The 13,192-nt window shown below is 62.5% G+C and carries 11 protein-coding genes; 5 read left to right on the top strand and 6 right to left on the bottom strand.

Translation table 11 applies throughout. The features are described 5' to 3' along the window. Positions 1–11: 11 nt before the first annotated feature. From GCU68_RS15325 to GCU68_RS15310, 4 genes are read right to left on the bottom strand one after another with little or no spacing between them, the layout of a single operon-like run. Positions 12–2,039, bottom strand: a complete 2,028-nt coding sequence (locus GCU68_RS15325) for a SpoVR family protein (RefSeq protein ID WP_152943053.1) — start codon at positions 2,037–2,039, stop codon at positions 12–14. Beyond that, positions 2,032–3,357 (bottom strand): YeaH/YhbH family protein, encoded by a 1,326-nt coding sequence (locus GCU68_RS15320; RefSeq protein ID WP_152943051.1) that lies wholly within the window; start codon positions 3,355–3,357, stop codon positions 2,032–2,034. The genes GCU68_RS15325 and GCU68_RS15320 overlap by 8 nt, the downstream gene beginning before the upstream one ends. After that, on the bottom strand, positions 3,348–5,636 hold the full coding sequence (locus GCU68_RS15315; RefSeq protein WP_152943049.1) for a PrkA family serine protein kinase: 2,289 nt from the start codon (positions 5,634–5,636) through the stop codon (positions 3,348–3,350). Before GCU68_RS15315 ends, GCU68_RS15320 begins: the two co-directional genes overlap by 10 nt. A 1-nt stretch (position 5,637) precedes the next feature. Continuing rightward, positions 5,638–7,710 carry a PrkA family serine protein kinase gene (locus GCU68_RS15310; RefSeq protein WP_152943745.1) on the bottom strand — a complete coding sequence of 691 codons (2,073 nt, stop codon included), beginning with the start codon at positions 7,708–7,710 and terminating at the stop codon, positions 5,638–5,640. Positions 7,711–8,322: 612 nt separating this feature from the next. Between GCU68_RS15310 and GCU68_RS15305 the strand changes: the two genes are divergently transcribed. The 5 genes from GCU68_RS15305 (at position 8,323) to GCU68_RS15285 (ending at position 11,594) form a co-directional block, all read left to right on the top strand. Then, entirely contained in the window at positions 8,323–8,763 is a 441-nt protein-coding gene (locus tag GCU68_RS15305) for a DUF5820 family protein (protein ID WP_168927102.1), read from the top strand. A 67-nt stretch (positions 8,764–8,830) separates the two neighbouring features. Further along, positions 8,831–9,277, top strand: coding sequence for a UPF0179 family protein (locus GCU68_RS15300; RefSeq protein ID WP_152943047.1), 447 nt, complete (start codon positions 8,831–8,833; stop codon positions 9,275–9,277). Between the two features lie 65 nt (positions 9,278–9,342). Next, entirely contained in the window at positions 9,343–10,029 is a 687-nt protein-coding gene (locus GCU68_RS15295) for a PHP domain-containing protein (RefSeq protein ID WP_152943046.1), read from the top strand. Further along, complete coding sequence (locus GCU68_RS15290) at positions 10,026–11,153, top strand: asparagine synthetase B family protein (protein WP_152943045.1); 1,128 nt, start codon at positions 10,026–10,028, stop codon at positions 11,151–11,153. The genes GCU68_RS15295 and GCU68_RS15290 overlap by 4 nt, the downstream gene beginning before the upstream one ends. A gap of 192 nt (positions 11,154–11,345) precedes the next feature. Further along, on the top strand, positions 11,346–11,594 hold the full coding sequence (locus tag GCU68_RS15285) for an amphi-Trp domain-containing protein (RefSeq protein ID WP_152943043.1): 249 nt from the start codon (positions 11,346–11,348) through the stop codon (positions 11,592–11,594). Between the two features lie 21 nt (positions 11,595–11,615). On the opposite strand, the gene GCU68_RS15280 is transcribed toward GCU68_RS15285, so the two are convergent. Together GCU68_RS15280 and GCU68_RS15275 are read right to left on the bottom strand one after the other, a co-directional pair. Continuing rightward, positions 11,616–12,710 (bottom strand): Mrp/NBP35 family ATP-binding protein, encoded by a 1,095-nt coding sequence (locus GCU68_RS15280; protein ID WP_152943041.1) that lies wholly within the window; start codon positions 12,708–12,710, stop codon positions 11,616–11,618. A 118-nt stretch (positions 12,711–12,828) separates the two neighbouring features. Continuing rightward, positions 12,829–13,113 (bottom strand): hypothetical protein, encoded by a 285-nt coding sequence (locus GCU68_RS15275; RefSeq protein ID WP_152943039.1) that lies wholly within the window; start codon positions 13,111–13,113, stop codon positions 12,829–12,831. Positions 13,114–13,192: the final 79 nt, after the last annotated feature.

Raw genomic sequence — 13,192 nt, 5'->3', positions numbered from 1 at the left:
CAAAATAAATATCAAGCGAGCCACTCGTCCGGCTTGGTGTCGTAATCGACGTCGTCGGCCGCGAGATGGTCGACCTCGTCCCACGGCACGTCCTCGATCGTCACCTCGGAGCCGTCGTATCGGAGCAGTTTCCCGCGCTCTTCGGGTTCGGGTTCGCGGTTTCGACGTTTCGCCACCTCGATATCGTGGTCGTCGACCTCCTTGACGATCGTCAGCAGGTTCACCGGTCGGCCCCACAACTCGAAGATACGTTTGAGCGTCTCGCGGGCCTGTCCCAGATCGAGCATGACGCCGTTGTACTGGTGGCCCAACAGGAGTTCGTTCGCGTTGTTGTAGTTGCCGTCGTAGACCGCGATCGTCGGCTTCCCGAAGTTGGTAAACTGCAAGAGCAGTTTCTTTTTGACGTCCTCGGCCGCGTCGCTTGCGACGTGGAACTGGCCGGTCGCCTTGGAGTGTTCGTAGGTGAAGTAGTTGTTCTCCGTGATGAACTCTTGTGTCAGGAACTCATCGAGGAACGTCACGTCGTTGTGACTCTCCCGGATGTCGAACATCCGATCCCAACCCGCGGTGAACTCGACGTCCGCGAGCGCCTCCTCGACGCTCTCGTAGCGTGCGTCGTCGAAGAGATAGCGGCCAATCTGCTCTAGCTCCTGCTGGCTGACTCGAGTCAGGAAGCCGCGGTGTTGGCGTTTAACCAGCGAGTAGTGCCGTCGGGCCAGCCCCTCGTAGGTCAACACCTTCCAGGGATACTGGTCGACATCGATCTCACCCGCTCTGGCCGCTGCAAGCGCCTCGTGGTCGACCCACTCGTCGGGCATGGCCTCGATGTCGTCGAGCGTCTCGGCGGTGATCGTATCGATCGCGTCGGGTGCCTCGAGCGTCTCGAGGACGCCCTCGAAGTCGACGACGTCCATCAGGTTCCGCCAGGAGATGCCCTCGATGCGCAGCAGGCGTTCTAAGACCTCGCGGCGGTTCGTTCGGTTTTCGACGTACTCCCAGAGCTCCATCCCGAGGCTGTAGGGGTTGAGCCCGCCGGAGGCGAGCACCTTCGCCATGTGATCGGCGTAGTTCATGAACTCGTCGTCGCCGGCGAAGGTCTCGTCGGTCATCATCGTCGACTCCCAGTAGGCAGCCCAGCCTTCGTTCATCACCTTCGTCATCTTCTGGGCGGCGAAGTAGTACGCCTCCGCCCGCATCATATCGAGGATGTCGCGTTGCCACGCTTCCATCTCGACCGCCCGTCCCGACTCGTCGTCGTACTGCTTGCCGTGTTCGCGGACGAACGCGAGGAGGTCTTTCTGGGGTACCTCGGGGAACGTCGTCTGGACGTCGTTCTCCTCGAGTTTCTCGAGCCACTCGTCGTCGAAGACCTCGCCTTTGATCTCGTCGGAGAGGCCGAGTTCGTCCAGTTTCTCCGCGATGTCCTCGTCGATCGCGTCGGCCGGGCCGTCGACGTCGAGTCGCCGTTTGAACACCTGATGCTGGTCGATGTTGTCCTCGAGGCTGAGACAGTGGTCGATCCACTTTTCGACCGCCGCACGGTCGATCTCGGGATCGGACATGTACTCGTCGATCGCCCGGGCGTGGCGCTCGAGCATGGCCGCGGCGTTGACCGCGTCTTCGTCGACCCGACCGCCGGTAAAGAGGCCGAACCACTCGTTGTTCGCGAAGAAGTCGGAGTGGGCTTCGACGTGGGTGATGACGGCCTTCTGGTCGGCGATCGTGTTCGACTCCTGGAGGAACGCGTGGGCCGGGTTGTCGTTGTTGACGATTTCGAAGGCCTTTCCGCCGCCGTACTGGCCCTGTTTCTGTTGCTTGTCGTACTGCATCCCCCACCGCCAGTGAGGGTATCGACTCTGGAACCCTCCGTAGGCGATGAGTTCGTTCATCTCGTCGTAGTCGATGATCCAGTACTTGACTGGGTACGGCTCGAGGCCGAGCTTTTGGGCCAGGTTTCTGGCCTCCGTAACCGGCTCCTCTAAGTCGCTGGCGATCGCCTGTTTGCGGAATCGATCCGCGTTGGAGTTGCGTTTACTCATCTGTTTCACCCTCCGTCGAGAGGATCTCGTAGATCGCGTCGGTCACGTCGTCTTTGCTGTTGACGTACGCCACCGCGACGTCGTCGGAATCGGTCCCGAAGTGGCGCTCGAGTTCCTCGGCGTGGGTCGCGTTGATGGCGTTGCCGCTTGGCTGGGTCTCCACGTAGGCGTGAAGGTTGGCGGGAATCTCTTCCATTCTCGGAATGACGCGCTCTTCGGTGTCGTTGCTCGAGTTCTCGGAGTCTCCCGCGGCGAAGACGTACCGGTTCCAGTCGCTCCAGGGGTACTCCTCTAATAGTTCGGCCGCGAGTTCGTACGCACTCGAGATCTTCGTCCCACCGCCGCTGCGGATGCCGAAGAAGTCGTCGCGTTCGACCTCCCAGGCGTCGGCGTCGTGGGCGATGTAGATGAACTCGGCGTTGTCGTACTTACCCTGAAGATACCAGTCCAGCGGCGTGAACGTCCGTTCGACGAGTTCGCGTTTCTTCTCGCGCATCGACCCCGAGACGTCGCGGATGTTGACGACGACGACATTCTTCTCTTTTTCCTCGATGATCTCGGGGTAGCGGTAGCGTTCGTCCTCGCGGCGGAAGGGGACGTGTTTGATCCCTTCCCGACGAATCTTCTGCTGGACGCTCTCGCGTTCGACGTTCGCTTCGACCTCCTCGATCGAGTCCCACGTGCTCCGTTCCTCGTCGGGGATCTCGCTGTAGGCCTCCTCGACCCAGGCCATCGACACCGGGAGGTTCTCGCCGCGGGCCCACTCGAAGACCTCGCGGGGCTCGATGCCCTCGACCTTACAGAGTTCGCGCAGGAACTCCTCGTCGAAGTCCATCGCGAGTTTTCGCTTGAGACCCTCCTTGAACATCCGCTCGAAATCGAGCGTGCTGTCGGGACCCGACCGGGTGAGGTCGGTAAACGGCCCTTCTTTCTCCTCGATCACGCGCTTGCCTTTCGGCTCTAAGTCGAGCCCGAGTTCCTCGTCGAGTTCTTCGGCGAACTCCTCGGGGTCCATCTCGTAGTACTCGTGGTCGCCACCCTCCTCGCCGGGCTCGCCATCGTCGCCGTCGTCGTCGCCCGGCTGTGGCTGGGGCTGGCCAACCGGCTGGCCGGTGTCGGGCGTTCCGCCGTCGCCCTGACCGACGCCACCCTGATCGCGCTGATCGTACTCGAACTCCGGCAGCGAGACGATCTTGACCGGGATCTGGATCGATCCCTGTCCACCGGCGAGATCGCCGTACTGGATGAAGTCGGCCAGATCCTCGCGGCGCTGTTCGCCCACCTCACGGAATCGCTCGAGGTCGTCTCTCAGTCCCATCGGTAGCTCACCTGTCCCATAACGTGTCTGCTGGTTAGTTCGGCCGACGCCTCGGAGTAGTCGAAGCGCTCGACCATCGTCTCGATCGTGCGGTCTTTGACCGCTGCCGTCTGCGTCCCGCTCGGCGGGTCGTCCCACTGGCGGGGGTCGAAGTCCTCGAACGTTCGTTCGACGTCGTCCCAGTCGTGGCTCTCGAGGACGGACTTGATCACCGGAATCGCGGTGAGATCGACGTCTTCGACGGCGAAGTCCTCGTCTCGGTGCTCCCAGGCGTGGCGGTTCAGCGACGTGATGACCTTTTCGCGCCGGAAGTTCCGGACGCTCTCGCGTGGCACGTTGCCGTCGTACTCGGCCTCGGAGAAGCGGCCGAGGTGTTCGACCTCGAAGAGCTTCATCTTCAGCGGGTCCGGCTCGACGCGCTCGCCGCGGTCGTTGTACAGCGGTTCGTCGGTCTCCCACGCGTAGACGTTTTCAACGTACTCGGCGACGGTCTCCTCGTCGACGCGTTTGTCGTGCATGATCGCCTCGATGACGTCCGACTCCTGGCGGTCGAAGACGTAGTTTTTCACGGGCACGATCCGGTTTTCGAACTCCGAGCGCTCGCCCATCGAGAAGACGGGTGCGTCCGCGAGTCCCTCCGCCATCGTGTTCAACACGTCCCGTGGCATCACGACGTCCTCGACCGACAATTCGGGGTGGTGTCGATCCCGGTCCGTCTGGAGGAGTTCCGCGAGGGTATCTCGCGTGTAGGTCACGGGAATCCCGTGTTCGCCGTCATGGGCGTCGTCGTCGAAGTCGAACTCGTCTTTCTCCCTGCGGGAGTCGCCTTCCTGCAGGAAGCCTTGATCGAAGATCAACGCTTTGTCGACCAGATCGAGGCCGTTCGGCAGGTTCTCCTCGTCAAGTCGGGTAACGACCGCGTACAGCGCAGCTGCCTCGATCGCGTGGGGTGCAAACTCCTGCGTTCGCGTCTCGCCGGCCTGATCTTTGACCGTCACCGTCACCGGCTCGCGGATCCGCTCCTCGAGTTCGGCGTAGCTCTCGGCTTCCCAGACCGACGTCTCGTTGGTCAGTTCCCGGCGGATGAGTTCACACTCGAGGCTCAGATTCGTCAGATAGCCGAACTGGTGTTTGTCCAACCGGCGCTTGAGCGCTTTCAGCGGGTCCATTCCGTTTCGGTCGGCGTGCTGGTTGAGCTGGGCCTCGAGATCGGGGTTCGAGATGATCAGCATCTGGGTGTCGACGTCCATCCCGATCCCCTTGTCCAGTTTGACCGACTGTTCGTCGGGGACGTTCAACAGCTTCTGGAGCAAGTCGGCGTGCTGGGCTGCGTCCTCGACGATCGTCAGGACGCCGTTGCCTTGGGAGAGGACACCGTCGTAGGAGAACGCCTGCGGGTTCTTTCGGCCCCGCGAATCCAGTTCCTGCAGCATGCCGTGCATCCACGAACCGACGAGTCGCTCTTTGGGTGGGCCGTCGTCCTCGCTGTGGAGGACGCCGACACCCTGGCCGACGTCGACGACGTAGTTTTTCACCCGCAGGTGGTCGTCGTCGACGATCGCCGAGAACAGCGCGTCTTTGCCCTCCCGGCGGTACCGTTCCTCTAAGAAGTCGTACGCCTCCCGCGAGAACGGATCGAGTTGCGAGTCGACCCGGACGGGGACGTGGTCCTCGAGCTCGCCGTTCAAATCTGCGAGCACCTGCTCGCGGACCTCCTCGGGGAACACCGACAGCGGGTGTGCCTGTACGGGACTTTCGTACCAGTGTTTGTCGTCCGTCGCGGTCGGATCGCTGTCGCCGTAGCTCAGCCCCCGTTCTTCGGGACCGGCCGTGGTGACGTTCCACTCGACGGTGTAGCGCCGTCCCTCGGGCGTCTTCGAGTACTCGCGCAGCCCGTTGACCAGACAGCGCTTGAGCTCGGATTTGCCCGTCGCAGTCGGCCCCTCGAACCAGATGATCTTCTCGTCTTTCGCCCGGCCCGCGGCGATCGACCGCAGGTCGTCGACGAACCGGTTCAACACCTCGGTGTTACCTAAGATTGCGTGCTCGCCGTCGTTGTGCGGATCGTCGAAGAAGCGATACCGCTCTTTCTCTTCGCCCTCTTCGACCACGGTCCGGGTGCCCGCGGCTTCGATCGCCTCGAGTAAGTACTTCGAGGCGTGGGAGGCGATCGTCGGGTTCTCGAAGATCCGATCGACGTACGCCGCGAGGCTCATCGGCTCTTCGTAGGTCTCTTCCAGCGTGCGGTCAGCCTCGGTGACGTAGTCGTTGCCCGTCATGTTAGTCTTCCATCTCTGCTTTGGCGACCTCCGCGCCGGCGAACTCGAGTACTTCTTTGGCCCCTGCCTCGGAGTAGCCCTGTTCGATCAGCGCGTCGATCCACGACGAGCGTTCGTCGTCGTCGAACTCGTTGGCGCTGACCAGCGCCGAGAAGTTGATGTTGTGTTTCTTGTCCTCCCAGAGCTTGCGCTCTAAGGCGCGGCGCAGGCGTTCGTTGTCCTGTGGGTTGAACGCCTCGCCCTCACGGGCGCGCCGAGAGACCCAGTTCGACACTTCCTGACGGAAGTCGTCCTTACGGTCCTCGGGAACATCGAGTTTCTCCTCGACGCTGCGCAGGAACGTCTCGTCGGGTTCCTGCTCGCGGCCCGTGAGTTCGTCCTCGATCGTGTCGTCGTCGATGTAGGCCATCACGTGGTCCATGTACTTCTCGCCCTGGCGCTGGATCTCGTCGATATCGTAGGCCAGCGCGTGGCGGACGTCCTCGATCGCACGTTCTTTGTACTCCTCGCGGACCGTCTCGAGGTAGCGGTAGTACTTCTCGAAGTTGTCCTCGGGGATCGAGCCGTGGTGTTCTAAGTTCTCCTCGAAGAAGTTGAACACCGTCAGCGGCGAGAGGAAACCGCGCTGGCGGTGTTTCGAGTCCATGATCGCCTCGGCGATCTCGTCGCCGATAAACCGCGGCGAGATGCCGACCATCCCTTCGCCGATCTCGGCTTTCGCGGCGGCTTCTTCGCGAAGCTTTTTGACGTCGATGTCGTCGCCTTCGTCGATCTCGTCGTTGTACGCTTTCGCCTTCGAGAGCAGATCGATCGTCTCGGTGTCGGGCTCTTCGATCCGGGTGAGCACGCCGAACAGCCCCGCCATCTCGAGCGTGTGTGGCTCGACGTTGATGTCGGGGACGTCGGCGTTGTTGAGCATCTTGTTGTAGATCTTGGCCTCGTCTTCGTACGAGAGGACGTACGGGAAGTCGATCCGCTTGGTGCGGTCGTTGAAGGCCTCCATCTTCTCGTCGCCCTTCTTGTCTTTGTACTCGGGCATGTTCGTCCGCCCGACGATCACCTGGTCGATGTCGATCCGCGGGTTGTTCTTGGGTTTGATCGTCTGCTCCTGGGTCGCGTGCAGGAAGTCGTAGAGGAACTCCCGCTGGAGTTTGAGCAGTTCTTCACCGGAGAAGATGCCGCGGTTTGCGTTACAGAACGCCCCCGAGTAGTCGAACGCCCGCGGGTCTGATTCGCCGTAGATGGCGATCTTCGAGTAGTTGACGTCGCCCGTCAGCTCCGTCTCGTCCTGGTTTTTCTTGTCTTTGGGCTCGAACGTCTCCAGTCCCTGCCGTTTGTTCTCGTCGGCGACGAGTCGGATGATCTCGACGTGGTTCTCGAGGACGGCCTGGAGGTCGTCGTCGTAGTACGCCAGCAGCTTGTCCATGTAGAACTCGCTTTCCGGATCGAGCGCCTGCTCGTTCTGGATGGTGTAGGGTGCGTCGAGACGCTCATTTAGGTCGTCGATCACCTGCTGGCGCTGCTGGACAGGCAAGAGCACGAGCGGATCCTGGTTCATCGGGGATCGGACGGTGTCGTCGGCTGGGTCCTGATCTTTGATGACGTCACAGAGATTGGTCCAGCGGAAGGTGTACATCCGTCCGTCTTCGCGGAGCGTGTAATCCTCGAAGTAGCGCCGCACTTGTTTGTCGAAGTGGGACTTGCCGGAGCCGACCGGCCCGAGTAAGAGTTTGATCCGCCGTTCCGGCCCGAGGCGGCGGGCACCCGACTTAACCTTGTTCACGAACTCGTGGATCGACTGGTGGATCACCTTCCCGTAGAAGGTGTTCTCACCGTCGTTCAACGGGTCTTCCGAGGCGAGTTTGTACTCGACCATTCCCTCGGTCTCGTCGTAAGTCGTCCCGTAGTAGTCGAACATATCCGCGACCCGCTGGTGGGCGTTGCGGGTGATCTTCGGGTCCTCGTAGACCTCCTCTAGGTACCAGTCGAAAGACTTGGTTTCCCGCAGGTCTGCGGGCATCGATTCCTTGTAATCCGTACTGAGCTTCTCGAGTGTCTCGATGTCACCGGTCATGGTATCATTGCCAGTTGCGGTTCCCCCGTCTGCATCGTCCGTGGTCACACGGACCGTGTTCGGAGCGGACGTCGTCCGACCAGCCGTGGCATCGTGGTCGAACCGTCGGAATCCGTCGAACTGCATCGTTCGACAGACACAGATCACCGTCATGCTCGGATCGCTCCTCGAGTGGCAGGCTCGCAGCGCGCTCCGAACCGCAGTGGGCGGCGGTCTGTCGTGTCATATGTGATCGATCACCACTCATCGTTGCGCGAGGCCCGTATCAGGGACTCGAACAACGGTGCGCCGGGGACGGACGCAGGGTGAATCGGTCCGTCGGACGGATACCGATAGTGTTTAATGAGTGAGTAATCCAGCTACTTAGCTTTAGCCCCAAAAGATATTTATCAGGACCTTATTGCAGGCAAATTCTACCAGAACTGTATATAGATATTCGGTACCATGGACCATATTCGGGCGATCGTGGCATAAATTACCGGCCTGCAACGGCCGGGGACGCTCGCGCGCGGCTGGCCCGCGAACCCCACTCGAGTCAGCCGATAGGAGCCGAGACGATCGGCATCGGACCGTCGTCCGACAGTATATACGGATGCAGGCGTAACCCGAGATATGACCGACACGGCGTCCACCGACGACTCCGACGGCTCGCTCGCCGGACTGGCGGACGGCTGGGACGTCTGGAGCCACGGCGACGACGGCCGACTCGTCCTCGCGTACCGTCCTGACGTGTTCAACGCCGACGACTTTCCCGCGGCCTGTCTCCCAACGCTGTACGTGACCCACGGCAAACGTACTCGCCGCCCCGGGACGAATCCGACCAGCCGAACCGGTGAGACCGACTGGTACGTGACGCTCTATCTCGAGCCCGACGTCTCAGCCGAGAACGAGCGATTTTCGACGCGAGACGACGCCGTCTCCCGCGCGCTCGAGCTCGCTCGAGCGTTCACCGACGGCGAGATCGACTACCGCGGCCTCTATCAGGTGCCGCGCGAGAGGTACTTCGAACAACTCGACGAGTTAACCGGATCGGCCAACGGCGAGTCCGCGTAAGCCGCTGGCTCCGAATTCCACACGTTCGGACGTGAGCCTTAACCGCAACCGGAGAGTACCCACGTCCATGTCCACCGTTACGCTCATTGGGACTCGGCTCGCCGAGCCGGGAACCGAGTTCGTCTATCACGGCGAGGCCGATGCCTGCGCCGGCTGCCCCTACCGGAGTCAGTGTCTCAACTTGGACGACGGTATCAAATACCGCATCACGTCCGTCCGCGAGAACGCCCAGACCCTCGAGTGTGCCATGCACGACGGCGGCGTCCGCGCCGTCGAAGTCGAACCCGTCTCCGTGCGCGCGAACATCACGTCGAAAGGCGCGTTCGCCGGCAGCAAAACGAGCCTGCCCGGCCCCTGCCCGTACGTCGACTGTCCGAGCCACGAGTACTGCGAGCCCGACGCGATCGAGTTCGACACTGAGTACCGCATCCGCGACATCGTCGGTGATCCACCGCACGAGGTCTGTCATCTGAATCGGTCGCTCGAGTTGGTCGAACTCGATCCCGACGAGTAGCTCTCGTGGGCACACCACGGACCGGGGTGTTTTTGATCGATCCACTCTAACCGTGTTCCATACACGTGCTGTCGGTTGAACTCCACGCTCACTCGTCGTTGTCCTATGACGGTCGGGACCCGGTCGAACTGATCTTAGAACAGGCAGACGCCGTCGGCCTGGACGCGATCGCCGTGACCGACCACGACGAAATCGACGCCAGCCTCGCCGCCGCCGAACGCGCCCCCGAGTACGGCCTGATCGGCATTCCGGCGATGGAAATCTCGAGCAAGGCCGGCCACATTCTGGGCTTCGGACTCGAGGAAGCCGTCCCGCCCGGACTCTCCTACGAGTCGACGCTCGAAGCGATCCACGACCAGGGCGGACTCGCGGTGATCCCTCACCCGTTCCAAGAGTCGCGCCACGGCGTGATGGCCCGGATCTCTCGCGACGAACTTGCCAAGGGCGACGCGATCGAGATCTACAACTCCCGGCTGTTGACCGGCCGCGCGAACCGGCAGGCCGAGCGTTTCGCGAACTCCCGCGGGCTGCCGGCGACCGCGGGCAGTGACGCTCACATCAGCGAGATGGTCGGGCAAGCCGTCACCCGCGTCGACGCCGACGACCGCTCCGTCGACGCCATCCTCGACGCGATTCGCGACGGTCGCACCTCCGTCGAAGGCAAGCGTACCCCGTGGCGGATCAGCTTTCGACAGGCCGCCGGCGGCGTCTCACGTCGCGTCAGAAACGGGTTTCTGGGGCTGTTCCGATGACAGCGATCCGCGGCACCGACGTCGAAACCGTCCGTCTAGCGCTCGAAGACGACGAGCCGTTACCGGGGACGGTCGGCTTCGCCGGCGAACTCGATGAGATGGTCGTCCGTGACGTCCTCGGCCGTGTGCCACTGTACGTCGAGGCCGATCACGACCCTTCGAGCCCCGATTCCCAGTGGGCGTTCGAGCCCGCCGCCCTCGAGACGCCGGAACTCGTCCCGCCGGGGTCGACGCTGGATTTGACAGCCGAGACCGACTCCGAGCGCCGGTGGACGCTTCCCGAGCCGCCGCTCGAGACGGACCACGACGCGGCACTCGAACGGCTCTCGAATGCGATTCGAACGGCGACCGACGCGGCTCGAGCGCCAGACCGTGAGGTCGCCGTCGCCTTCTCCGGCGGTGTCGACTCCGCGCTGGTCGCCGAACTCCTCGACGCGCCGCTTTTCGTCGTCGGCTTCCCGGACAGCCACGACGTCGAGGCCGCCCGGACGGCCGCCGACGCGATGGGACGCGAGCTGACCGTCGTCGAACTCGAGCCGGCGGATCTCGAGCGAGCCACGCCGCGGGTCGCCCGCGCGATCGGGCGAACGAACGCCATGGACGTTCAGATCGCGCTGCCGCTGTATCTGGTCGGCGAACACGTCGCCGCCGAGGGCTTCGACGCGCTGGCAGTCGGGCAGGGAGCCGACGAACTGTTCGGCGGCTACGAGAAAGTCGTCCGTCTCGATCACCGTGTCGACGCCGAGACGACCCGCGGAGCCGTTCGCGAGGGAATCGCGACGCTACCCGACCAGCTCCCCCGTGATATCCACGCAATCGAGGCGACAGGACTCGAGCCAGTCGCGCCCCTGCTCCACGACGCCGTCGTCGACGCCGCACTGCGACTCCCGGACGCCCTGCTGGCCGACGAGCAACAGCGCAAACGCGCACTGCGGCTCGTCGCCGCCGACGTGCTCCCCGAATCGGTCTCCACGCGAGATAAAAAAGCCGTCCAGTACGGCAGCCTCGTTGCCCGTGAACTGGATCGGCTCGCCCGACAGGCCGGCTACAAACGCCGCATCGACGACCACGTCACGAAGTACGTCCGCTCGCTGCTCGAAGACGAGCCCAACGCCCCGGCGTGAGAACGCGTTCGCCATCGGAGGGAGTGCCGCACGCACGTCGGTCGACGGCGATATTGTCACTCGCTGTCCTCGAATTCCGCCCATCAACTCTGTCTTGAAGTCTGATATGTATTCTAGAAGATCCGGACAGCGGTCGGGTTACCTGCCGCTTCGCCGCCAATCTATTTATGTCTACTCGGTGGACGGTTTTGCATGGCGGAGAAAACCGATTACAGTGCGCAACTGTCACGAGACGAGGCTGCCGATCTGGTACAGGAACTCGCTCAGGAGATTCGAGGCGAGGGCCCCGCCGAGGTCGGCGTCGGCAACAAGCTGCTGACGCTCTCGCCGCCGCCGGAACTCGAGTACGAAGTCGAGGTCGAAGAGCGCTCGCCGATGCTCCGTGGCCCGCGCGAAAAAATCACGGTAACGCTCGAGTGGAAACTGGAAAAAGAGCCCTGAACACGGACGAGCACTCGAGAGCTAGTCTTCCGTTTCGGTCGGGAGCGCGTCGTCCGGTTCGCCGCCACCGACGTGTTCGGCGACCGTCCGGCGGTTGGTCTCGCCGACGCGGTCGGACACTTCCGCAACGAACTCCTCGACGGTTTCTTGGACCGGACTCGAATCGTCTTTGACCAGCGCACCTTCGCTGCCCTCGGCACCGAAGTCGGGGTGGATCGGAATCTGGCCGAGCAGCGGGATGTCGTACTTGTCGACGATGCTCTGGGCACCCTCGGTGCCAAAGAGGCCGTGTTCGTCGCCACAGGACGGGCAGACGAACGAACTCATGTTCTCGACGACGCCCAGCACTGGTGTGTCGTGTTTGTTGAACATCTGGATGCCTTTCCGCGTGTCGTCGAGCGCCATCTCCTGGGGCGTCGTGACGACGACGGCCCCCGTCACGGGCATCGACTGCAACAGATTCAGCGTCGCGTCACCCGTTCCCGGCGGCAGGTCGACGATGAGGTAGTCGAGTCGGCCCCACTCGACACCCTCGAGGAACTTCAGCATGAACTTGTTGACCATCGGGCCGCGGAGGATCGCGGGGTCGTCTTCCTCTTCCATCATAAAGCCCATACTGATGACCCGGACGCCGTCGGAGCGCGGTGGAACGATATCCTCGCTCGGGGTGACTCCGGGCTCGGTCTCGACCGGCAGAATCCGTGGGACGTTCGGCCCGTGAATGTCGGCGTCGAGCAGGCCGACCATGGCACCGCGCTTCTCGAGGCCCGCAGCGAGATTTGCAGCGACCGTCGTCTTCCCAACACCGCCTTTCCCGGAGGAGACGGCGATGACGTTTCGCACGCGGGGCAACACTTCGTCGTCGAACCCGTGTTCCGAACCGACGTGGGCACGTAGGTCGGCCTCGAGCCCGGCCTCACTGACGACTTCACGAATTCGGTTGCCGAGTTCCATCTCGGAGGGCGCATACGGCGCGTTCAGTGCAAGCGAGATCTTGGCCGTCTCGTCCTCGATGCGGACGTCGTTGACCAACCCGAGCGAGACGATGTCCTCGCCGATGTCCGGATCTTCGATCCCCTCGAGTTCGATCTTGAGTTCGTGTTCTGTGATACTCATAGTGCGTGGTGTGCGTTACTCGAGAGTAAGGGATCCGAACGGGATACGTGTGATGGTTCGCTAATCGAACCACACACCAGCACTCGCGGTGGAAGACGGCAAAGCGGTTCGAAACCCGTTAGACGCCCGGTAACTCGCCGTAGAAGATCAGCCCGATCAGGACCGTCAGGACGAGCATCGAAACCCACATGCTCGTCGCAATGCCGACGAGATAGGAGACGCCGAGTAGCCCCGTTTTCGTGCCTCGAGGCGACCCGGCGAACCACGCGACGACCATGACGTAGATCGGGACCAAGATGACGCCGAAGATGATATACGTCCCCTCGTTAGCAAACCCAGTCCACCCTGCAGTGCCCTCGTACCCGTGATAGAGGACCGTCGCCAGTGTCGCAGGAAGTGTCATACGTACGGTTTGCGACCCGGGCGGGTCGTGGTTTCCCCTGAGTGTGCAGGTATATCAGGACAATAAGGACCATAGTGCT

This window comes from Natronorubrum aibiense (genome assembly GCF_009392895.1).
Classification (GTDB): Archaea; Halobacteriota; Halobacteria; order Halobacteriales; family Natrialbaceae; genus Natronorubrum; species Natronorubrum aibiense.
The sequence above is the reverse complement of the archived record's forward strand: the minus strand, read 5'-3'. Positions and strand labels throughout refer to the sequence as shown.